This window comes from Rhizobium albus (genome assembly GCA_030160035.1).
In the GTDB taxonomy this organism is placed as follows: domain Bacteria; phylum Pseudomonadota; class Alphaproteobacteria; order Rhizobiales; family Rhizobiaceae; genus Georhizobium; species Georhizobium albus.
Map to the genome: position 1 here is coordinate 451,861 of BSNO01000001.1, position 20,730 is coordinate 472,590.

At 61.4% G+C, this 20,730-nt stretch carries 21 protein-coding genes; 15 read left to right on the forward strand and 6 right to left on the reverse strand.

The features are described from left to right. The first annotated feature begins 7 nt into the window (after nucleotides 1-7). From flgG to QQL76_RS02285, 9 genes are all read left to right on the forward strand, one after another. Nucleotides 8-796 carry a flagellar basal-body rod protein FlgG gene (flgG, locus tag QQL76_RS02245; RefSeq protein ID WP_126008535.1) on the forward strand — a complete coding sequence of 263 codons (789 nt, stop codon included), beginning with the start codon at nucleotides 8-10 and terminating at the stop codon, nucleotides 794-796. A gap of 28 nt (nucleotides 797-824) precedes the next feature. Beyond that, a complete protein-coding gene (gene flgA / locus QQL76_RS02250; protein ID WP_126008537.1) occupies nucleotides 825-1,304 on the forward strand; it encodes a flagellar basal body P-ring formation chaperone FlgA in 480 nt (159 codons plus the stop codon). Between the two features lie 29 nt (nucleotides 1,305-1,333). Then, nucleotides 1,334-2,434, forward strand: coding sequence for a flagellar basal body P-ring protein FlgI (locus QQL76_RS02255; protein WP_499207088.1), 1,101 nt, complete (start codon nucleotides 1,334-1,336; stop codon nucleotides 2,432-2,434). An 11-nt stretch (nucleotides 2,435-2,445) separates the two neighbouring features. Next, nucleotides 2,446-2,961, forward strand: a complete 516-nt coding sequence (locus QQL76_RS02260) for a MotE family protein (RefSeq protein ID WP_404864454.1) — start codon at nucleotides 2,446-2,448, stop codon at nucleotides 2,959-2,961. After that, nucleotides 2,958-3,668 carry a flagellar basal body L-ring protein FlgH gene (flgH, locus tag QQL76_RS02265; RefSeq protein ID WP_499206202.1) on the forward strand — a complete coding sequence of 237 codons (711 nt, stop codon included), beginning with the start codon at nucleotides 2,958-2,960 and terminating at the stop codon, nucleotides 3,666-3,668. The genes QQL76_RS02260 and flgH overlap by 4 nt, the downstream gene beginning before the upstream one ends. Before the next feature lie 29 nt (nucleotides 3,669-3,697). After that, nucleotides 3,698-4,183, forward strand: coding sequence for a flagellar basal body-associated FliL family protein (locus tag QQL76_RS02270; protein ID WP_499206203.1), 486 nt, complete (start codon nucleotides 3,698-3,700; stop codon nucleotides 4,181-4,183). After that, nucleotides 4,180-4,917 (forward strand): flagellar type III secretion system pore protein FliP, encoded by a 738-nt coding sequence (fliP, locus tag QQL76_RS02275; RefSeq protein WP_126008543.1) that lies wholly within the window; start codon nucleotides 4,180-4,182, stop codon nucleotides 4,915-4,917. Before QQL76_RS02270 ends, fliP begins: the two co-directional genes overlap by 4 nt. Before the next feature lie 260 nt (nucleotides 4,918-5,177). Next, on the forward strand, nucleotides 5,178-6,122 hold the full coding sequence (locus QQL76_RS02280) for a flagellin N-terminal helical domain-containing protein (protein WP_499206204.1): 945 nt from the start codon (nucleotides 5,178-5,180) through the stop codon (nucleotides 6,120-6,122). 276 nt (nucleotides 6,123-6,398) lie between these two features. After that, a complete protein-coding gene (locus QQL76_RS02285) occupies nucleotides 6,399-7,346 on the forward strand; it encodes a flagellin family protein (RefSeq protein ID WP_499206205.1) in 948 nt (315 codons plus the stop codon). 91 nt (nucleotides 7,347-7,437) lie between these two features. Here the strand turns inward: QQL76_RS02285 and QQL76_RS02290 are convergent, their stop codons facing one another. The 6 genes from QQL76_RS02290 to pseC all read right to left on the reverse strand — a co-directional run bounded on the left by QQL76_RS02290 (nucleotide 7,438) and on the right by pseC (nucleotide 13,824). After that, nucleotides 7,438-9,075 (reverse strand): tetratricopeptide repeat-containing glycosyltransferase family protein, encoded by a 1,638-nt coding sequence (locus QQL76_RS02290; RefSeq protein ID WP_499206206.1) that lies wholly within the window; start codon nucleotides 9,073-9,075, stop codon nucleotides 7,438-7,440. 100 nt (nucleotides 9,076-9,175) lie between these two features. Next, complete coding sequence (pseI, locus tag QQL76_RS02295; RefSeq protein ID WP_499206207.1) at nucleotides 9,176-10,225, reverse strand: pseudaminic acid synthase; 1,050 nt, start codon at nucleotides 10,223-10,225, stop codon at nucleotides 9,176-9,178. 35 nt (nucleotides 10,226-10,260) lie between these two features. Beyond that, nucleotides 10,261-10,818 carry a UDP-4-amino-4,6-dideoxy-N-acetyl-beta-L-altrosamine N-acetyltransferase gene (gene pseH, locus QQL76_RS02300; RefSeq protein ID WP_499206208.1) on the reverse strand — a complete coding sequence of 186 codons (558 nt, stop codon included), beginning with the start codon at nucleotides 10,816-10,818 and terminating at the stop codon, nucleotides 10,261-10,263. Then, nucleotides 10,815-11,972: a UDP-2,4-diacetamido-2,4,6-trideoxy-beta-L-altropyranose hydrolase gene (gene pseG / locus QQL76_RS02305; RefSeq protein WP_499206209.1), complete on the reverse strand. Its 1,158-nt coding sequence runs from the start codon at nucleotides 11,970-11,972 to the stop codon at nucleotides 10,815-10,817. The genes pseH and pseG overlap by 4 nt, the downstream gene beginning before the upstream one ends. Next, the gene (gene pseF, locus QQL76_RS02310) at nucleotides 11,969-12,664 is read right to left on the reverse strand and encodes a glycosyltransferase family protein (RefSeq protein ID WP_499206210.1); all 696 of its coding nucleotides are present in this window, start codon (nucleotides 12,662-12,664) and stop codon (nucleotides 11,969-11,971) included. The genes pseG and pseF overlap by 4 nt, the downstream gene beginning before the upstream one ends. Beyond that, a complete protein-coding gene (pseC, locus tag QQL76_RS02315; RefSeq protein WP_499206211.1) occupies nucleotides 12,661-13,824 on the reverse strand; it encodes a UDP-4-amino-4,6-dideoxy-N-acetyl-beta-L-altrosamine transaminase in 1,164 nt (387 codons plus the stop codon). The genes pseF and pseC overlap by 4 nt, the downstream gene beginning before the upstream one ends. Before the next feature lie 238 nt (nucleotides 13,825-14,062). Between pseC and pseB the strand changes: the two genes are divergently transcribed. From pseB to QQL76_RS02345, 6 genes are all read left to right on the forward strand, one after another. Next, a complete protein-coding gene (pseB, locus tag QQL76_RS02320) occupies nucleotides 14,063-15,058 on the forward strand; it encodes a UDP-N-acetylglucosamine 4,6-dehydratase (inverting) (RefSeq protein ID WP_499207089.1) in 996 nt (331 codons plus the stop codon). Nucleotides 15,059-15,213: 155 nt separating this feature from the next. Then, entirely contained in the window at nucleotides 15,214-15,852 is a 639-nt protein-coding gene (locus QQL76_RS02325; RefSeq protein WP_499206212.1) for a hypothetical protein, read from the forward strand. Beyond that, on the forward strand, nucleotides 15,849-17,168 hold the full coding sequence (locus QQL76_RS02330) for a MotB family protein (protein WP_499206213.1): 1,320 nt from the start codon (nucleotides 15,849-15,851) through the stop codon (nucleotides 17,166-17,168). The genes QQL76_RS02325 and QQL76_RS02330 overlap by 4 nt, the downstream gene beginning before the upstream one ends. Then, a complete protein-coding gene (locus tag QQL76_RS02335) occupies nucleotides 17,165-18,415 on the forward strand; it encodes a chemotaxis protein (RefSeq protein ID WP_499206214.1) in 1,251 nt (416 codons plus the stop codon). The genes QQL76_RS02330 and QQL76_RS02335 overlap by 4 nt, the downstream gene beginning before the upstream one ends. Next, nucleotides 18,412-20,022: a flagellar hook-length control protein FliK gene (fliK, locus tag QQL76_RS02340; RefSeq protein WP_499206215.1), complete on the forward strand. Its 1,611-nt coding sequence runs from the start codon at nucleotides 18,412-18,414 to the stop codon at nucleotides 20,020-20,022. Before QQL76_RS02335 ends, fliK begins: the two co-directional genes overlap by 4 nt. Next, nucleotides 19,976-20,521, forward strand: a complete 546-nt coding sequence (locus QQL76_RS02345; protein ID WP_499206216.1) for a lysozyme family protein — start codon at nucleotides 19,976-19,978, stop codon at nucleotides 20,519-20,521. The genes fliK and QQL76_RS02345 overlap by 47 nt, the downstream gene beginning before the upstream one ends. Nucleotides 20,522-20,730: the final 209 nt, after the last annotated feature.

Below are 20,730 nucleotides of genomic sequence, written 5' to 3' on the forward strand. Positions count from 1 at the left end.
CCAGACCATGAAAGCTCTCGCCATCGCTGCGACCGGCATGAATGCCCAGCAACTGAACCTGGAAGTCATCGCCAACAACATCGCCAACATCAACACGACGGGCTTCAAGCGCTCGCGCGCTGAATTCTCCGATCTGCTTTATCAGGTCGAGCGGCAGCAGGGCGTGCCGAACCGGGCGGACTCCGCCGTGGTTCCGGAAGGTGCCTATATTGGCCTCGGCGTTCAGACCACTGCCGTGCGCAACCTGCACATCCAGGGGTCGCTGGTCACGACAGGCAACAATCTCGATCTCGCCCTGATCGGCCGCGGCTGGTTCCAGGTCGAGACTGCCGAGGGCGACACGCTCTATACGCGCTCGGGTGCCTTCAACACCAACGCCCAGGGAGAACTGGTGACAGCTGATGGTTATCGCATCCAGCCGGCAATCGTCGTGCCGCAGAATGCGAGCGAGATCGTCGTCAGCAGGTCCGGCCAGGTCTTCGCCCGTGTCGAGAACCAGGTCGACCTGCAGGAGCTTGGCCAGCTGGAGCTTTCGAACTTCGTCAACGAAGCGGGGCTTGAGCCGCTCGGTGAGAACCTGTTCCGCGAAACGCCTGCATCGGGCGCCGCCATCGTTGGCGCTCCCGACGATGCCGGCTTCGCGCGCATCCAGCAGGGATATCTCGAAGCTTCGAACGTCGATCCGGTGAAGGAGATCACCGACCTCATCTCGGCGCAGCGCGCCTATGAGATGAATTCGAAGATCATTCAGGCTGCTGACGAAATGGCGTCGGTGGTGTCGCAAGGCATCCGCTAACGGAACTTTAGGATTGAGGCGGACGCTCATGATGGCTCTTCGCACGCACATGGTCTCGTTCAAGATGCTGACGGCGGCGCTTGCCGTTGCGGCCGGCTTAACGGTTCCCGCCAAGGCAAGCGGGCCCGTAGCCGTCGTCCCAAACGAAGTGGTCTATCCAGGCCAGGAAATCGACATCGCGCTGATGCGCGAAGTCGAGGTCACCAATCCGAACATCCGCGCCGATTACATCTCGTCGATGGCCGAACTCGAAGGCGCCGTGGCGCGCCGCACGCTTCTACCGGGCCGGGTCATCCCGACGTCGGCAGTTCGTGCATCCTATGCAGTCGAACGCGGACAACCGGTAAAGCTGGTTTATTCCAGTGGCGGTCTCGTCATCACCGCCTCCGGCAGCCCCCTGAAATCCGCGGCGATCGGCGACTTCATTCAGGTGCGAAACCTCGAAAGCGGAAGCACCGTTTCCGGCACCGTGATGGCGAACGGGACCGTACAGGTCATCGCGCAATGAAATCCTCGATATCAGGCCGCTTCGTCATCATGCTTGCCGCATCACTGGTGATGCTTTCGGGTGGCCTCATCGGCAGCGCCGACGCGAATTCGCGCATCAAGGACATCGCGCAGGTTCAAAGCGCGCGCGACAACCAATTGATCGGCTACGGCCTGGTCGTCGGTCTTCAGGGCACCGGCGACGGTCTGCGTGCCTCTCCATTCACCGAACAATCGCTGCGCGCGATGCTCCAGAATCTCGGCATCTCTACCGATGGCCGTACGACGAACGCCAACAATGTCGCAGCCGTCATGGTGACGGCAACGCTGCCACCCTTCGCGAGCGCGGGTTCGCGGGTCGATGTCACCGTCAGTTCGCTTGGGGACGCCACCTCCCTGCGCGGCGGAACGCTGGTGATGACCTCGCTTTCGGGCGCCGATGGCCAGATCTACGCTGTGGCCCAGGGCAGCGTGGTCGTCTCCGGCTTCCAGGCCGAAGGCCAGGCGCAGCAATTGACCCAGGGTGTGACGACTGCCGGTCGCGTGCCGAATGGTGCGATCATCGAGCGTGAAGTAGGCGCCCAGTTCGAGGCGGCCGATCACCTCGTGTTCCAGCTGCGCAATCCCGATTTCGGCACGGCCGTCGCGGTTGCCGATGTCGTCAATGCCTATACGAGCCAGCGCTATGGCGTCGCGACCGCTGATGCGCGCGACAGCACCGAAATCACCGTGCGCAAGCCGGCCAATGCAGGTGCGCTGACCCGTTTTCTTGCAGAGATCGAAGGCCTAACCGTCGTGCCCGACGCGCCGGCGCGCGTCGTGGTCAACGAGAAGACCGGGACGATCGTGATCGGGCACGATGTGCGCATTTCGCCGGTGGCTGTCAGCTACGGAACACTGACCGTTCGCGTCAACGAAACGCCGACGATCGTCCAGCCGCTGCCGTTTTCCGACGGCGTGACGGCGGAAGAGCCGAACACTGACATCTATGCCGACGTCGAAGGCGGGCAGGTTGCTATCCTCGATGGACCGAACCTGCAGGCGCTCGTTTCCGGCCTCAACGGCATCGGCGTCAAGCCCGACGGCATCATCTCCATTCTCCAGGGCATCAAATCAGCCGGAGCACTTCAGGCGGAGCTTGTATTGCAATGAGCATGAAACGCATGGCACTCGCCTGTCTCGGCTTCAACGCCTGCGCCGTCGGCGCTTTCTTGATCGCGCTGCCGCTTTCGATGAGCGGCGCCAACGCGCAGGGCAATGTCGATCCGGCAATCAGCGCCGATATCGAGGCTTACTGCACCAACATCGCGGACGCTGCCCGTGATCGTCGCTATCTCTTGCAGAAGCAGGAGCTCGACACGCTGCAGGCGGGTATCGACGAGCGCATCGTGGTGCTCGAGGAGCGCCGTGCCGAGTATGAAGACTGGCTGAAGCGTCGAAACGACTTCCTGCAGCAGGCAGAGCAGGGGCTTATCGACATCTACAAGGGCATGCGGCCTGATGCGGCTGCGGAGCGCCTCGAGAACGTCAATGCCGAGATTGCAGCCGCAATCATCATGAAGCTCAGCCCGCGCATCGCCAGCCAGATCCTCAACGAGATGGACAGCCAAGTCGCTGCCGCACTCACCTCCGTGATCGCAAGTGCTGCGGATGAAACGACGTCGAGAAACCCATCATGATGCGCCGATTGCCTCTCATCGCGACGCTCGCGCTTCTCGCCGGCTGTAATTCGCAGACTTTCAACGAGATCGGTCGGGCTCCGGCCATGAGCCCGGTGGGGGCCGGCCTGACCTATGGACAGACGCCACAGATGGCGCTTTATCCGAAGCAGCCCTATACGACCAATCGAAGCTTCTCCATCTGGCAGGACAGCCAGAGCGCTCTTTTCAAGGATGCGCGCGCGATCAATGTCGGCGACATTCTGACAGTTGATATAGCGATCAACGACCGCGCCGCGTTCGACAACGAGACCGAACGAAGCCGCACCAACCGGAGCGGCATCGGGTTCGGCGGCAGCTACAACCTGTTTGGCGGCACCGGATCGGGTGAGGCCGACGTCGATTTCGGCTCGAACACTGCCACCAATGGATCTGGTTCCACGGCGCGTTCCGAGCAGTTGCGCCTCAGCGTTGCGGCCGTGGTGACGGGCATTCTCGAGAACGGGAACCTCGTCATCAGCGGTTCTCAGGAGGTGCGCGTCAATCAGGAGCTTCGCATCCTGAATATTGCGGGGATAGCGCGTCCGCGCGATGTCGACGCCTTCAATCGAATCTCATATGAAAAGATCGCCGAAGCACGCATCTCCTATGGTGGTCGTGGCCGGTTGACCGAGGTGCAGCAGCCTCCGGTCGGTCAGCAGTTCGTCGATATCTATTCGCCGATCTGACGACGGCGGGAACGGGCGGCGGGGGTGACATGACGACACCTGATGACACGGGCGATGCGCCTAAGAAACCTTCGGCAATCATTACGATCGCTGTGGTTCTGGCTTTGTCTGCCGTTGCGGCCGGCGGAGGCTGGTTCGTCGGCGGCATGCTCGCACCGCAGGTGGAGGCCGCCGTGCCACCAGCCGACGCTGAAGACCATGACGGCGAGGCAGAGGGCGAAGCACACGCGGTACCCAAAGTGGTGGCGCTCGATGCCATCACCACCAATCTTGCCTATCCGTCCGAAAACTGGATCCGCCTCGAAGTCTCACTGGTGTTCGCCGAAATGGCGGACGAAGCCATGGCGCAGACGATCCATCAGGATATCATCGCCTATCTGCGCACGGTCTCGCTGCAGCAGATCGAGGGCGCACGCGGCTTCCAGCATCTCAAAGAAGACCTGACCGAACGGGCGGCGTTGCGCTCGCAAGGCAAGGTCGCCAGCCTCATGTTCAGGACCTTCGTGATCGAATGAACCGATTGCTCATAGCTGGCTTCGCCATGATGGCGTTGATGGCCAGCGCCCAGGCCCAGGGGATTGATCCCGGTCTGTTCGAGACGCCCGTCGATGGGTCCGTCGCGAGCTGGATTATCCGTACCTTTGGACTGATCACCGTCCTGTCGGTCGCGCCTGGCATCCTGATCATGGTGACCAGCTTTCCGCGCCTGATCATCGCCTTTGCGATCCTGCGCGCTGGCATGGGACTGCAGACGACGCCGGCGAACCTCATCCTCGTGTCGCTCGCTCTCTTCATGACCTTCTACATCATGGCGCCCACCTTCGACCGCGCCTGGTCGGAAGGCGTGCAGCCGTTGATGGAGAACGAGATCGACGAGACGGAGGCCATCGCGCGCATTTCCGATCCTTTCCGCGACTTCATGATGGCGAACACGCGCGACCAGGATCTCAATCTGTTCATCGATATCGCAACGGAGCGTGGTCAGACGGTCGAAACGGATGGCGAGATCGACCTGCGCGTCCTGACGCCTGCCTTCATGATCTCGGAGATCCGCCGCGGCTTCGAGATCGGCTTCCTCATCGTGTTGCCATTTCTCGTGATCGATCTGGTCGTCGCGACGATCACCATGTCGATGGGCATGATGATGCTGCCGCCAACGGCGATCTCGCTGCCGTTCAAGATCCTGTTCTTCGTCCTAATAGACGGCTGGAACCTGCTCGTCGGGTCGTTGGTGCGCTCTTTCGTTTGAACGCGCTGCAAGCGGATCGTCTACCTTAGCCATCCCTTAACCATGATGCGGGTTATGGCCCGCTCCATGCCTGCCGAACGCGTGTTCGGGAGGCCGGTTAAGTGTTTGGAAAGCGGCCTCGGCGAAGTTGATCTCAACATGGCGGGTTCGCTTCTGACTGAGGTCTAAGCAGAGTGGCATGAAGCCTAAACCGTCATCGCCGGTAATCTTTTGCAGTCCGGTATGTCCCTGAAAAGTATACAGTCCAAGGGATTACACCTATGTCGAGCCTTCTTACGAACACTTCTGCGATGTCCGCTCTGCAGACGCTGCGTTCGATCAATTCCGAAATGTCGCAGACCCAGAGCCGCATTTCGTCGGGTATGAAAGTCGGCGAAGCTTCCGACAACGCTGCCTACTGGTCAATCGCGACCACCATGCGTTCGGACGACAAGGCGCTTTCGTCGGTTCAGGACGCACTCGGCCTCGGCGCTGCCAAGATCGACACCGCCTACACCGGTATGAACGCCGCGATCGAAGTCGTCGACGAAATCAAGACCAAGCTGGTTGCAGCTTCCGAGCCGGGCGTCGACAAGGCCAAGGTTCAGAAGGAAATCACGCAGCTCCAGGAGCAGCTGACCAGCCTGACCAAGTCCTCGTCGTTCAACGGCGAAAACTGGCTCTATCACGACGATAACAACACCGCTTCCACGAAGTCGGTCGTTGGTTCGTTCAACCGTGACGCCAGCAACAACGTCAGCCTGACGACGCTCGATATCGACACGACCACGACGTCGCTGATCGAAGTCAATGCTTCAGGCGCTTACGTGGCTTCCGGCAATGGTCTTTTGTCTAACGATCTGACCTACACCACTGCCAGCGGCGCTTCCGCATCGCTGAGCGGCGTGAACGTCATGAACCTCGACATCACCGACATGTCGGCTGGTGATCTTTCGAACGCTCTGTCTGGCGTCGACTCGGTTCTCCAGAGCATGACCGATGCCGCTGCCGATCTCGGTGCCGTCAAGAAGCGCGTCGAGATGCAGAACGACTTCGTGTCCGACCTGAAGACCTCCATCAACAGCGGTATCGGTCGCCTCGTCGATGCCGACATGAACGAAGAATCCACCCGCCTCCGCGCTCTGCAGACGCAGCAGCAGCTTGGCATCCAGGCACTCTCGATCGCAAACTCGCAGTCGCAGAACATCCTGCAGCTCTTCGGCTAAAAACAAACTTGAGGTTCCGGGCGGAGACGTCCGGAACCTATCAACCCTTAAAAGCGCCGTGGTCCGAATGGGCCGCGGCGTTTTCGCGTTTAGGCTCGTCGCCCCAATGGTAAATGTTCAGGGCCATATGTTAGCATTGCATTAACCTAAATAGATTGTAATCCTCCTCACAGACGAAACGTCGTCGAGTCACTCGCCGACACGCATGAAGCCTTTCGTCTCGCACATGACGCGCTTTCAGTTTGTATCAGTCACGCGATAAAGGGCTTTACCCAGATGACGAGTCTCCTCACCAACAGCGCAGCCATGGGCGCGCTGCAGACACTGCGCTCCATCAATTCCGACATGGAAACGACGCAGAACCGCATTTCTTCGGGCATGAAGGTTCAGACGGCTGGCGACAATGCCGCCTACTGGTCGATTGCCACGACCATGCGCTCGGACAACAAGGCGCTTTCGACCGTTCAGGATGCACTCGGCCTCGGCGCCGCCAAAGTCGATACCGCATACACGGGTCTGAACGCTGCGATCGAAGTCGTCGACGAAATTAAAGCGAAGCTGGTTGCAGCCTCGGAGCCGGGCGTCGACAAGAACAAGATCCAGAAGGAAATCACGCAGCTTCAGGATCAGCTGAAGAGCGTCGTCGGCTCAGCATCGTTCTCGGGCGAGAACTGGCTGTCGCACAGCACTGACAACGTCGCGGGCACGAAGTCGATCGTCGGCTCGTTCAACCGTGACTCCCAGAACAACGTCTCCATCACCAAGCTCGATGTCGACACGACCGCAACTTCGCTGATCGAGACCGACGCAACCGGCGGTTACGTCGCTTCCGGCACCGGCCTTCTTTCCAACGATCTGCGCTACATCAACGCTTCGGGTGCATCCGCTGCAATTACGGGCGTTTCGGTCCTGACACTCGACATTTCCGCCATGACTGCCGGCGCTCTCAGCAACGCACTTTCGGGCGTTGACGCTGTCTTGCAGTCGATGACGGATGCTGCTGCCGACCTCGGTGCTGTCAAGAGCCGCATCGAAATGCAGGAAGACTTCGTCGCCAATCTGATGGACTCCATCGACAGCGGTATCGGCCGTCTCGTCGACGCCGACATGAACGAAGAATCCACCCGTCTGCGGGCCCTTCAGACCCAGCAGCAGCTTGGCATCCAGTCGCTGTCGATCGCCAACTCGAACTCGCAGAACATCCTGCAGCTCTTCCAGGGCTGATAGCCGCCTCCGGTTCGCGCCGGGCGCTTCAAATCAAAACCCCGGGGTCCGATGGATCCCGGGGTTTTTCTGTTTAGGCTGAAATTTTGCGTCAGGCGCGAGGGTATGACTGGCTCCAGTCGATCTTTCGACCGGAAATGCTCTTCTCTTCTGCCCAGGTCGCGATCGATCCCCAGTTGAATAGGATCGTCTTCATCAGCTCGATCGGCTCGTCGGGACTGGTCGGCATGTAGCGCGTTGCGGGGTGCCACGGCATGCCGTCGGTTCCAAGCCGGGTTCGGCTGTGCTCTGGACCAAATAGCAGCGTGGGTACGCCCAGGCCGGCGGAGAGCTCGGCAGTGGCCGTCCCGGCGGAGATGACGAGGTCACAGGCACCCGCAAGCAGGGCCGCTCCGGCGAGATCGTTCATCTGGTCGATGGAGGTAAATTGCGTGACGGGAAGTCCCAATTCCTGCATCAGCGCGACTTCATCGGCGCACTGATCGTACTGAAGACAGATGAAACCGCTTTTCCCTAGAAGCTTCAGAGCTGCGATGTGCTCGGCGCGCAGATAGTTCTTGTCCCGGTGGAGGTTGCGAAGGCTCGAGCGCCAGCAAAGACCGATGACCGGCTGATCGGGTCGCGCATTCATGGCTTCGCGGACGTTGTTTTCGACTTCCGGGCTGCGCTTCAGAAATGGCCTCGCCTTCGTTTTCAGGGCCACGACGGACGGGCGAAGGAACCGCGGAAGAGAGCCGAGCGGGGTCTCGAAATCGAATTCGGCGTAGAGCGCAGGGGTGCGGTTGACCGCAGGCACGACAGGTCGGACGGTGATGTCCGGCAGGGACGGCCGGAACAGCGGGACAAGCTTCGCTGTGCATTCGAAGGTCACGTCGGCGCCGAGCTCGACGAGGTCCGCAAGCAGTCCGGCAAAGCGGATCTCGTCGCCAACGCCTTGCTCGCGCCAGACGAGGATCTTCTTGCCTTGCAGCGCTTCGCCCTGCCACCGCGGAATGTCGAACTGCCGGCGTTCGGATGGAAAATCGCTGATATTCCAGCGAACATCGTAATTGTCGAAGGCATCCGGCAGCTTGCCGGCTGCCATCTGGTGAAGGGAGAGGTGCCAGCGAGCTACGTCGCAATTCGGATCGCGCGCCAGGATTGCTTCCTGAATCGCCATCGCTTTGTCAAAATTCCCGCGATCTTCCTCGATGATCCCTGCGACCGTCTGGATCGAGGCCCAGATCTTCACGTCTGAGTTGCGCCAGACATCAATCAATTCAAGTGCCTGTTCCGGATATCCGGCGGCAACGAGACAGTCGATCCAGATATGGTCGACCGTCGCTTTCTCTTCATCGGTCGTGGCCAGTGCCCGTACCTGGGGATAATGCTCCGCGACGTAAGCGTGGTTGGCAGTCTTGGATGCTGCGGTAAGCCTGTTGATCAACAGCCGGTGCGGCGGCGAGGGGAAAAGAGCGATCGCCTGATCGAAAAGGGCTTCGGCGGTTTTGTAACGCCGCTCCTGAAGTGCCTTCGTGGCCTCGGTGGTAAGCTCGATCGCTTTCTTCGTCGCCTTGCGCTCTGCCTTGGATGCTGGAGGGGCGTTGAAAGCCGGCCTTGCTGCCTGGGTGTGGGTCTTCGCGGCAACCGCGGCCAGCAATGCCTGCGCCCCCTTCATGCGGGCCGTTAGCTGGTCCTCGGCAGGCTTTACGTTGCCGCTTTGGCCAAGGGCAGGCTTGGGGTTCGCCATTGTGCGATCCTCTGCTGGAATGGTTTCCGTCGAGGATGCCTTGTCGCAGGCCTATGTTGTGCGAGCCTTGTCGGCGCGGGCGTCGGTTCTGGTGGAATGCCTAAAGGTCGTCCAGCGTCAGGCGTTCACCCTTGCCGATCGCACGCCGCGCCGGTTTCCCGAGGAGACCAGCGAAATGGCGTGGCTCCAGGCTTGTGCCGGGGCGGCAGATCTTGAGATTGGCTCTGGAGAAGATCTCGCCCTCCCGGATATCCTGCGACGGATAGATCGACTGGCGAAATGCCCGCGAGTTCTTCTCGTTCTCGGTGCCGCCGTAATGAATCGCACCGCGCGAAAGCCAGGCACGCCGGGTCTCCTCTTTGAGAAGTTTGATTTCCCATGGCTCCAGCGAGAAGGCGGAATCGACGCCGCCTTCGGCGCGCGACAGCGTGAAATGCTTTTCGATGACTGTGGCTCCATGCACGACGGCGGCGACGGCAACGCCGGTGCCGGCCGTATGATCCGACAAGCCGACCTGCACGCCGAAGCGGCGGGCCATGTCCGGTATGGTCATCAGATTGGCGTCGGAAGCATCGGCCGGGTACTGGCTCGTGCATTTCAACAGGACGATATCCTTCGCGCCCGCGCCGCGTGCCGTGGTAACGGCTTCCTCGATCTCATCGATCGTTCCCATGCCGGTCGACATGATCAGCGGCTTGCCGGTGGCCGCGGCCTTGGCGATCAGCGGCAGGTGGGTGAGCTCGAAGCTTGCGATCTTGAACATCGGAACACCGAGACTGTCGAGAAAGTCGACGGCGGTTTCATCGAACGGCGTGGAGAACGCCATGACGCCATGCTCCGCGGCCGCGGCAAAGAGATCGGCGTGCCATTCCCACGGCGTATGGGCTTCCTGGTAGAGATTGTGCAGCCTGCGTCCGTTCCAGAGGCTCTTGTCGTCCCGGATGACGAAATCGTCCAGATCGCTGTCCAATGTCAGGGTATCGGCTGTGTAGGTCTGAAATTTTAGACAATCGACGCCGCACCGAGCAGCCGCGCGCACGATCTCGAGCGCACGCTCCTTCGACCCGTTATGGTTGCCGGACATTTCGGCAATGATAAACGGCTCGGCGTCCTGGCCGATCAGGCGATCTGCAATCTTGATACTGGACATCGACACCTCGTGCGCAAGACAGGAGAAGAAGCCGTCTAGCGCGGTGCGGTCGCGCGAAGCTTACCACTTGCTGCCGGGCGCATTCTTTTCCACTCATCGCAAAGGATGGCGAGACGCACCACGTCGACGAACGCTTCTTCCCGCCGATGGTGTTGGCGGAAGACGCCTTCAATCGAGAAACCGAATTTCTGATGAAGTTTTATCACCGGCTCGTTGAACGCCAGGACTTCGCAGCTGAGTTTGTGGAGACCCAACTGCTCGAACGCAAAATCGAGCGCGGCGAACTCCATCTGCGATCCCGTACCGCGTGGCGCACTGATCGCCGCATAGAACGCCCAGACGGCGTTACGGTCGCTTTGCGACACCTGCGAAAACGAGACTACCCCCAGCGGTCGTCCGCTCATCTCGAAGATGAGGTCATGCCGATCCTTGGCGTCGCGCATCCTTCGCCACCAAGCCCGGTGTTCCTCGGCGCTGATCTCATGGCTGGTATACATGTTCTTGCGCACGGCAGGCGCATTGCGCCACACCAGCACTTGGTCGAGATCATCGTCCGACATGGCCCTGAGGGTCCCCGGTATGTCTTCTGTCATGGGGTCTCCTCCAGCAGCGGGTGCGACACATGTGCAAGGACGACGTCGACCACCCGCGCGGCGCCGTTGCCGTCGGTCACTTCGCGTGCCGCAAGGCTGATCGGGTGCGTGGCGGCAGGCTTCAGCAGCGGGGCTACCTTGGCTGCGGCCCATCGGTGTGGGTCGTCTTGCGGCTCGAAGGCCCCACCATCGACAGATGCCCCGGTCAGCGAAAGCGCTTGCGCCGCTTCTTTTTGGTTTTCGGCCAGGATCAGGTTAATCGCAGGCACGCCTAGGCAGCAGCGTTCCCACGATGAGCTACCGGCCGCCCCGATGACGAGATCCATGCGGCTGAGCAATGCCGCCATGTCGGATACATTGTGATGGAGGGTGATGCGTCGACCGCATTGCCCCGCAAATTGCCTCAAAGCATCTTTGTGGGGATAGGCAGGGCCGGTGACGACATGCAGGTCCACTTCTGGCGGCAATTGCAGTTCGCAAAGTCCGCGCAGCACCCAGCCTGTGCAGTCCGCAGTGTCGGCGCCGCCCATGAAGATGAGAATGGTTTGAATGCCCGCGCCCGCCGCAAAGGCTTCGTCGCGCCGTTGAAGCGATGCTCGACGCTCGGCTGCGAAATCTGGCCGCAGAAGCGCGTGACGCGGTCCCGTCAGAACACGACATTCGGATGGTACCAGATGGTCGTAGTCCTTGGTCGATTTGCCGAGCGTCGCATCGAGCACGATATCGCAATCGTGGGACCTCGAGAGATCGTCGAACGCCAAAATGAGAGGCGGCTGGTCCGTATACGAGCGCAGGGCGCGCTCCCAAGCTATGCCGAGCGCGTAATGATCAACCACAATGATCTGTGGTTGGAGTGTCTTCATGTGACCGCCGAGCGCTTCGGCATCATGCTCTTCGGTCGTCCCAAGCCAGGTGCCGTAGGGTGTCGGGCCCGGCGGCGGTCCGTCTTCCGGCAGCATGACCAGTCGATGGCCTGCTTCAGCGAGCTTCTCTTTGAGATCCTCGATCATGAAGCGTGCGATAAAGACGCATTCAAAGCCCTGATCGGTGAGCGTATTGGCCAGCGTCAGGCACCGCATGACATGGCCGAGCCCGATAACAGGCGATGCATCGACGCGTATCGCAACCGCGCGACAGCGTTGGTGGCCACTCATGATGCCTGTCCGGCGGAGCGGAGACGATAAAGCTCCTCGGCCATCTTCCAATCCTCGGGCGTGTCGATGTCGACCACGCGCGACCGTTCGACACGATAGAGCGCGGCATCCGGGCCAAGCACGGGGCGGTTCGCGCGCACCGCGTCGGGGCGGCACCAATAGAATTGACCCGCATCGTGGTATGCGGGTTCGAGATCCTGGGACCGCGTCGAGGCCAGCTCGGGATTGAACATTTCCGGCCGACCATTGCGCAGCCGCAGCGCGCGCTGGATCGGGTAGGCATACTCGGTTGCAGCGAAGACGTAGGAGATGTTGCCTCCATCAAGCAAGTCGAATGCGGTATCCAGATCGTGAGCCGTGACGAAGGGTGCCGTCGCGTAGAGGCAGCAAACCGCATCCACAGCCACACCTTCCGCTTCAACACGCTCGATCGCATCGGCGATGACGGCAAGCGTTGTGGCGTGATCGTCGGATAGCTCCGGCGTGCGCTTGAAGGGAACGTCCGCCCCGGCAGCACGGGCGACCGCAGCGATCTCTTCATCGTCGGTCGAGACGATGACGCGGTCGATGGTCCTCGCAGCAAGCGCAGCCTCGATGGAGTGGGCGATGATCGGCCTGCCGAAGAACGGTCTGATGTTCTTGCGCGGAATGCGTTTCGAGCCGCCGCGGGCGGGTATGAGCCCCAGTCTCACCGCAGGATATCCTTCAGAGCTGTGACAACCTGATCCTGCTGTGGCTCTGTCATCCCATGAAAGATCGGGATGGAGATGGCTCGCGCGTAATAGGCCTCGGCATTCCGGCAGTGACCGGGTTTGAAACCAAGCGCCCGGTAATAGGGCTGCCGATAGATCGGTATGTAATGGAGGTTCACGCCGATATCGCGCTGGCGCAGGCCTTCGAAGACCTGCCGATGCGAGAGGGCGATTTCGTCCAGCCGCAACTGTATGACGTAGAGATGGAGGCTGGACAGGCTGTCGGCGCTGCGTTGCGGCAGATCGATGGGAAGCGAGGCCAGCTCCAAATCATAGCGGTCGGCCAGCCGGTGCCTGTGGTTGATAAAATCGTTCAGCCGGGCAAGCTGCGACAGACCGAGAGCGGCTTGCAGTTCGGTCATCCGGTAGTTGAAGCCGAGATCGATCTGCTCGTAGTACCACGGCCCCTCCGATGGGCCGGACATGTCATTCTCGTCACGCGTGATGCCGTGCGATCGGAGCCGGAGCAACGCCTTGCCGAGGTCCGGGTCTTGGGTGACGCAGCAGCCGCCTTCACCCGTGGTGATGATCTTGACCGGATGGAACGAAAAGACGGCGATGTCGGAATGGGTACAGGCGCCGACCAGATCGCCGTCGTCGCGCGCACCGATGGCATGGCTCGCATCTTCGATAACCTTGAACCCGTAGCGGTGCGCAAGGGCACCGATCGCGGCCATGTCGCAGGGCAGCCCGCACAGATGAACCGGAATCAGGACTTTCGGCAGGCGGCCGGCCGCCTCTGCCTTGCGCAGCTTCTCTTCCAGCGCGTCGACGCTTATGTTCAGCGTCACTGTATCGATATCGACGAAATCGACCTCCGCGCCGCAGTAGAGTGCACAATTGGCCGAGGCGACGAACGAAATCGGAGACGTCCAGACGAGGTCGCCAGGCCCTACGCCGAGCGCGAGACACGCGATGTGCAAGGCAGCCGTCGCGGAGTTGACCGCCACGCAGTGGCGCGCACCGACCGTCTCGCCGAGCGCGCGCTCGAAGGCATCGACGACCGGGCCTTGCGTCAGATGATCCGATCGCAGGACACCCAGAACGGCAGCTATATCGGCTTCGTCGATGGATTGGCGACCATAGGGAACGAAGGGCAAGGGCTCACCTCGGCAGGGACCGATTCGTGTGGTCCGACAGGATCAATAGCCAGAACTGGCCGCGGATTTCAAATGTCAAACATTGCTGATGAACTGCCGGAATCCAGGGGCCGCCGGGCGCGCAATTCGGCAAGTGTCGTGCTAGTCACGAAGGCGGGGCGAATCAGCATCGGTGGCGGGCTGCATGCTGGGCGGTCTCATCGACAGGGCTAAAGACTATTCGGGGAGCGGGCAGCAGATGTTCACGGGCAAGGCAGTTCTCATCACCGGCGGGACCGGATCTTTCGGCCGGAAATACACCGAAACCATTCTTGCGCGCTACAAGCCGTCGCGCATCGTCATCTTCTCGCGCGACGAGCTCAAGCAATACGAGATGGCGCAGACCTTCAACGATCCTGCGATGCGCTATTTCATTGGCGATGTGCGCGATCAGGCGAGGCTTCGCCAAGCCATGGACGGCATCGATTTCGTTATCCACGCCGCCGCCCTGAAGCATGTCCCGGTTGCCGAATACAACCCGATGGAATGCATCAAGACCAACATCAACGGCGCGGAGAACGTCATCTCGGCCGCGATGCAGGCGGGGGTGAGCAAAGTCATTGCGCTTTCCACCGACAAGGCGGCGAACCCGATCAATCTCTACGGAGCGACAAAGCTTGTTTCCGACAAGCTCTTTGTTGCAGCCAACAACATCACTGGCGGTCGGGGGCCGACTTTCGCCGTCGTGCGCTACGGCAATGTGGTCGGTTCGCGTGGTTCGGTCGTACCGTTTTTCAAGAAGCTCATCGCCGAAGGGCGCACGCCTCTGCCGGTGACGCATGAAGACATGACGCGCTTCTGGATCACGCTGCAGGACGGCGTCGACTTCGTTCTCAAGAACTTCGAGCGGATGTACGGCGGCGAAATCTTCGTGCCGAAGATCCCGTCGGTGCGAATTCTTGATCTGGTCGAAGCCTATAGCGGCACACGCGATGCGGAGATCATCGGCATTCGGCCTGGCGAGAAGCTTCACGAGATCATGTGCCCTGCCGACGACAGTCACCTGACCTTGGAATTCGACGATCATTTTGTCCTGCGCCCGACGATCAAGTTCCATCACAGCGATCTCGATTACACGACCAACGCGCTCGGAGAGACCGGTTCACCCGTGCGCGCCGGGTTCGAATACCATAGTGGCAACAATTCCGATTTTCTCGATGTCGAGCAGATCAGGCAGATGGACGCTCGGGCCTGACGGCCCTGCGGTGAGGTGAGGGCAACTGCGCTGATCTCACCTCTCCCCTTCAACCACCCTCACGCAAGCTTCGCCTCCTAGAACAAACCCGAATGGCATACATGGCGGAGTGTGTGTCCGGCTGATTGCGTGTCTGCTCGGGCTGGTTCGAATTGATGGTTTCCATTGCTGATTATCTGCGCGATTTTGGTGCGCCGGACGAGGTTCGCGGCGTGCACGCGACCCGTCTGCGTCCTGTCGAGCCACAGCCGGTCAGCATCGATATCACGCCGGCCGTTCCCGACCGGGACTTCGAGGCGGAACTGACGGCTGCCTTCGCGCGTGGCGAGCAGGCGGCGGCCGCCCGTGCGGAGGCGGAGTTCGCGGCGGCAATCGAGGCCGAGCGCGCGCGGCATCGCGAAGAAATGGACAGTGTCCGCACCTCCTACGAGCAGGATTATGCGACGATGATCGCGTCCAAGCTCGACGGCATCGCGGGCAATCTGTCCGACACGATCGGCGAGCAGGTCAGTGATGTGCTTGCGCCGTTCCTCGACTCCATCATCCGCCGCCGTGTCGTCGACGAACTCGCCCGCGCCATCCAGGCAGCGATTGCCAATGGTCCGGAAGCAAGCGTCTCCGTCTCAGGGCCGAAGGGCCTTCAAGAACAGCTGGCGCGGCACTTCGACGATGCAGGCGTCGCCTTCGCCTTCGAAGAAAGCGACGACATGGACATTATCGTGAATTTCGATGGCACGGTCTTCGCGACGCGGCTCGCGGACTGGTCTGAAGCCTTGAAGGAGGCCGTAGCGTGAGCGGAGACAGCAATCGGCCTGAAATCGAGCGGGAAATCGTCATCGTCCGGCGGGGAGGGCATGGCGAGGAAGAAGGGCATCACGGCGGTGTCTGGAAGATCGCCTATGCCGACTTCATGACCGCGCTCATGGCGTTCTTCCTGGTCATGTGGCTCGTCAATGCCGCCAATGAGGAAACGAAGGCCGCGGTTGCGAGCTACTTCAATCCGATCCAGCTCATGGATGAAAAGCCTGCCGATCGCAGCATCCAGGACGAAGGGCAGGCATCCGAAGGCGAGACCAACCGACCTGCTGCCGATACGCAGGGCGAAGGCACGACGGATGGCGCGAGCACCGAACAGGGCTCGGACCGCAACGCAACCGCCGGAGAAAAAACGGAGTATTCCGAATCGGATTATTTCGAAAATCCCTATGCCGTCCTGGCTGAAATCGCCCGTGAAACGGGGCAGCAGGCCAACATTTCCGACGCAGGGGAGGGTGGAGCGCAGACGTCGGGGCCGGCGACCGGCGCGTCCGGCGGCGAAGCCTATCGCGATCCATTCGATCCGGATTTCTGGTCTCAACAGTCGCTGAACGAAATCAGCCTCGATCCCTCCACTGAGGAGACGGCGCTTGTCACGCCTCAGGCCATCTCCGATGATGCCGCGCTGATCGAAGAAGCGCTTGCCCCGGCCGCCAGCGCTGTCGATCCCGCTGCGGGAGAGGATATCGTGATCGCGCCGGCTGCGGCTCCGGAGCCGGCAGCGGCGCAAAGTCCAGCCGAGGCAGCACCAACTTCCGAGACGCCGCCTGCCGAAATGGTGGCAGCAACACCCGATGCCGTAACCGACACGCAGGCGAATGCCGAAGCCGAGGAACTGCGTACTGAGATTCAGCAGCAGATCGCCGGCGTCGGCGGCAAGCTGGCGGAGGGGCTCGAGGTCACGCCGGCCGAGGGCGGGCTTCTGATCAGCCTGACCGACCAGGTCGATGTCGCCATGTTCGCCAGCGGCTCACCGGTCCCGCAGCGCGAGCTGGTGCTGGCCATGGAGCGCATCGGCGCGCTGCTTGCGGAACGTGACGGCCAGATCGTTATCCGCGGCCATACGGACGCGCATCCTTTCCGCGGCGATGGCAACGACAATTGGCGGCTTTCGACGGCGCGCGCGCACAGCGCCTATTACATGCTCGTGCGTGGCGGCCTGGAGGAAGATCGCATCGTGCAGGTGTCGGGCTTTGCCGATCGCCGGCCGAAGCTGCCTGATGATCCCTTCGCCGATGCCAACCGTCGCATCGAGATCCTCGTGCAGGCCGATGCCAGCGAGATCCTCCCATGACACGGCGCTGGCTCGCCATCGTCGCGGTTGCGGCTTCGGCGTTCGTGCCCTTCAAGGCACAGGCCATGGAGGCTGGTCCGACGCCGCTCTCCATGGTGCGGTCATTGCAGTTCGTGCAGGACGCGGTGATCAAGGGCGATCATTCCGCCATCGAGATGCAGCGTCACCTGCTGACGGTGATCGACGAGCGGCTGCGCGCGGCGAGCGCCGAGACGTTCTACGACCAGCAGGGCATGGATGCCGCGATCATCTACGCGCTCAGCGGAGGCAACCCGGCCACGCTGCCGATGCTTGCGCGCCGGTTTCCGGAAGCTGGCTTCGATCCGCGGCTCATGCCTCTGCTTGAAGAACACCTGCGCGGACGCGGACGCGGTGTCTTCGAACCCCTGCGCGATATTCTGGTGCATTATCAAGGCACGCGCATCGAGCCCTATCTGACGCTTGTCGCGGCGAATGCGGCGGCGCTTTCCAGCCCGGCTGATTCTCTTCCGCTGTTCGACTGGGCAAGGCTCCTGGCTCCAGGCTCGATCATCGAGGAAGCGGCGCTTCGGCGATCCGTCGAGGTGTCCGTGCGGCTCGGCATGGTCGATGAGGGATTGAAGCGTGCCGAACGCTATGCACGGCGCTTCCTGCACTCTCCCTATGCTGGCCAGTTCGCCGATCTCTTCGTTGAACTGGTGCTCTCGCACCCGGACGATGTGAAGAGCGAGCGGATCGCCGAAACGCTGGCGTTCATGGACGAGGCGCGGCAGCGGTCAATCTATCTGCGCATTGCCCGGCGGGCAGCGATCAACGGCAACCGGACTTTGGCACAGGAAGCGGCGGCCGCTGCCGAAGGCCTCGGCGCTCAAGACGAGAAGGCGCAGGCGCTCGCCAATCTCTATTCGGGTGCCGCGGCCATTCCGGGCGAAGATGTGAGCGGCGTCGCTGCCGCCGTTTCCAGCATCGACGATGCGGCGTTGTCGCCGCGCGACCGGGCGCTCCGATCCGCCGCCGAGTCGATCGCCGCTGCCGTCACGCGGGCGCCGACCCTCGAAGCGATTGCCGAGCCGGTCGCGGTATCGGTCGAGCCCGATGCCAGTTCTGCCGCCGACATCGCGCAGCCGGCCATTTTGCCGGGAGGCGAGGGCGCATCCGAAACGACAGATGCGCCGGGCGATGCGGCCGAAGATGAAGTGGACGGCTTCGTCGACGATCGCCGCGCGGTTCTGGAAAGCATCGATGCATTGCTGGAGGAAGACCGATGAGCGCACCTGTGGGAATTGGACTCCCCGCAATTGGCAACGATCCGACGATCAAGGGTCGAACTGGAGGGCAGAAGGACCGCGACGCGGACGACGTCTTCAGCCAGGCGATCGATCGGTTGTCCGCCAAGGACCCGAAAGGGCAGCGCGGCGGCACGGGTAACGGGCAGGCGCCCGCCGAGGCATCAGCCAATGGAAAAGGTGACATCGAGGTGGATATTGCCAACATGCCGCGCGGGCGCAAGGACGTGGCAGGCCCCCGAGAAATCGGCGGCCAGGATCGGAGTTCGCTGCTCGCCCTTTTCGAGAACACGGCCAATGTCGGCAACCGGCCAACGGATGGCACGAAGCCGGATGATATCATTTCCCAGGAAGCGAATGGAGCACAACCTCAAACGCTTGAGTCCGCTTCGGGTGACCTGTCCGAAAGCTCGGATGCGACTGAAGACAGTTTCGATCTGACGCAGGACGTGATGGACTTCGCGGGCACTCAAACCTCGCAGGGCGTCGGTGCGAGTGCCGCTGCATCCTTGCAGCAGGCTGTTGCCAAACCGGATACGATCAGCACATGGCTCCAATCGCGCAGCACCACCACGGCTTTGCCGGTGGTGCCGGCTGATGATCAGCTCGCCATTGATGGTCCGGATATTGCTGCAGTGAAGGGTGCAGAGGTGCCGCAGAGCGCCGATGGCGAAGTCGATGTCTTCCGCATGGTGGGCGGCAAGGGCGACGTGCCGTCCATAGTGGTCGATGCTGTGGCCCGCTCGATCGCGCAGGGCATGGCCAAGGGCGAAACACGAACAGACGGAACGAAGGCCGACCCGATCCGCCTTGATGGTGCATCTCGCGGCGCAAAGGTGGACGGGGTTGATCCCGACCCGCTCAAGACCGCGCCCACGATCGATAGCGGCCGTGGCGTGAGTGACCCAACTCAGAAGACCAGCGCCACCACGCCGGCAGACCGTCTTGCCGATCTGGGTGGTCGGCAGGACCGGGCAGATAATATGCTGCGCGCCGGTGCCGATCTTTCGATCTTGGAAAGCCGCAAGTTTCTTGGTGTGGCCGCGGGCCAAACATCCACCGCCGGGATTATCAGCACCGTGACGGAGAACGGCGAGTGGAACGCGATGCTGCGGGACGTGGCGTCCACATCCGCCACAACGCTCGATACGGCACGCAATGCCAGCAACACGCTGAAGATCCAGTTGAACCCGGTCGAACTCGGCACGGTGACAGCCACGTTCCGCATGAGCGGCGGTCATCTGACCATCGAGCTGAAGGTCGAGACGATCGAGGCCTATCGGCAATTGTCGGATGACCAGAGCGGCCTGGCCAAGGCCCTGAAGGCGCAGGGCATCGATGCTCAAAACGTCGTCGTTCAACATGTAGGAAGCGATCGCGCCACCCAGAGTGCAAACGCAGGCGCGACGGCAGGCAGCGCCTCCACCGGTCAGCAGGGCCAGATGGAGGGCGGCAGCAGCCAGCAATCCGCAACCGGGCAGCAGCGCGGTGACGGCGGCAGCGACGGTCGTCGCGGTTCGGGACGGGAGCAGGGAGATGTCGATGCGCGCAGGACTGATCGCACTGCTTCTGGCGACGTGTATCTCTAGCCAGGCAGCGGCTGCGAGCTGCGAAGCCGAGATCGCCGAAGCTGCCGAGGCCTACGACATTCCTGTCGGCATCCTCTATTCCGTCGGGCTCACGGAGACCGGGATGCGCGGCTCCTTGCAACCCTTTGCACTTAATGTCGAAGGCAAGGCTTACTTCGCGCGGTCGAAGAGCGAAGCGGTGCAGATCCTGAACGACGCTTTGGCGCAGGGTAAGGTGCTGGTCGATCTCGGCTGCATGCAGATCAATCATCACTATCATCGGGACCAGTTCGCCTCGGTCGATGCCATGCTCGATCCGCATGCCAATGTTCGCTATGCCGCGCGATTTCTGCATGAGCTGAAAGGTCGGCATGAGAGCTGGACAATGGCAGTGGCGCGCTATCATGCGGGGCCGAACAACGATCCGGCCCAGAAACGTTACGTGTGCCGCGTCATCAGCAATCTGGTGGCCACGGGATACGGACAATGGACGTCCGGCGCGCGTGCATTCTGCGCGTGATCCGTCACCTCTCCTCTTCAATCTCAGATTGAATTAGCGGAAGCTACGTTCAATTGTGGCCGGCAAGGCCAAATTTAGGCGTTGTTAACTTTTTCCAAAGGAAATTTGTGGCTTCGCCGCGATGCCTCACAACATCTAGTATCAAATCGGCACGCCAAGCGGTCGCAACTGCCAAAAGGCATCAATATTTCCTGTAGTTGTTCCAGAAT

Excerpts from the sequence above, each read along its gene's own strand:
- QQL76_RS02290 (WP_499206206.1), bottom strand. The coding sequence starts at position 9,075 with ATGGCGAACCCCAAGCCTGCCCTTGGCCAAAGCGGCAACGTAAAGCCT.
- QQL76_RS02345 (WP_499206216.1), top strand. The coding sequence starts at position 19,976 with ATGCGCGCAGGACTGATCGCACTGCTTCTGGCGACGTGTATCTCTAGC.
- flgH (WP_499206202.1), top strand. The coding sequence starts at position 2,958 with ATGATGCGCCGATTGCCTCTCATCGCGACGCTCGCGCTTCTCGCCGGC.
- QQL76_RS02270 (WP_499206203.1), top strand. The coding sequence starts at position 3,698 with ATGACGACACCTGATGACACGGGCGATGCGCCTAAGAAACCTTCGGCA.
- pseB (WP_499207089.1), top strand. The coding sequence starts at position 14,063 with ATGTTCACGGGCAAGGCAGTTCTCATCACCGGCGGGACCGGATCTTTC.
- QQL76_RS02260 (WP_404864454.1), top strand. The coding sequence starts at position 2,446 with ATGGCACTCGCCTGTCTCGGCTTCAACGCCTGCGCCGTCGGCGCTTTC.
- QQL76_RS02255 (WP_499207088.1), top strand. The coding sequence starts at position 1,334 with ATGCTTGCCGCATCACTGGTGATGCTTTCGGGTGGCCTCATCGGCAGC.
- pseH (WP_499206208.1), bottom strand. The coding sequence starts at position 10,818 with ATGACAGAAGACATACCGGGGACCCTCAGGGCCATGTCGGACGATGAT.
- QQL76_RS02285 (WP_499206205.1), top strand. The coding sequence starts at position 6,399 with ATGACGAGTCTCCTCACCAACAGCGCAGCCATGGGCGCGCTGCAGACA.
- flgG (WP_126008535.1), top strand. The coding sequence starts at position 8 with ATGAAAGCTCTCGCCATCGCTGCGACCGGCATGAATGCCCAGCAACTG.
- fliK (WP_499206215.1), top strand. The coding sequence starts at position 18,412 with ATGAGCGCACCTGTGGGAATTGGACTCCCCGCAATTGGCAACGATCCG.
- fliP (WP_126008543.1), top strand. The coding sequence starts at position 4,180 with ATGAACCGATTGCTCATAGCTGGCTTCGCCATGATGGCGTTGATGGCC.
- QQL76_RS02325 (WP_499206212.1), top strand. The coding sequence starts at position 15,214 with ATGGTTTCCATTGCTGATTATCTGCGCGATTTTGGTGCGCCGGACGAG.
- QQL76_RS02335 (WP_499206214.1), top strand. The coding sequence starts at position 17,165 with ATGACACGGCGCTGGCTCGCCATCGTCGCGGTTGCGGCTTCGGCGTTC.
- pseI (WP_499206207.1), bottom strand. The coding sequence starts at position 10,225 with ATGTCCAGTATCAAGATTGCAGATCGCCTGATCGGCCAGGACGCCGAG.
- flgA (WP_126008537.1), top strand. The coding sequence starts at position 825 with ATGATGGCTCTTCGCACGCACATGGTCTCGTTCAAGATGCTGACGGCG.
- pseG (WP_499206209.1), bottom strand. The coding sequence starts at position 11,972 with ATGAGTGGCCACCAACGCTGTCGCGCGGTTGCGATACGCGTCGATGCA.
- QQL76_RS02280 (WP_499206204.1), top strand. The coding sequence starts at position 5,178 with ATGTCGAGCCTTCTTACGAACACTTCTGCGATGTCCGCTCTGCAGACG.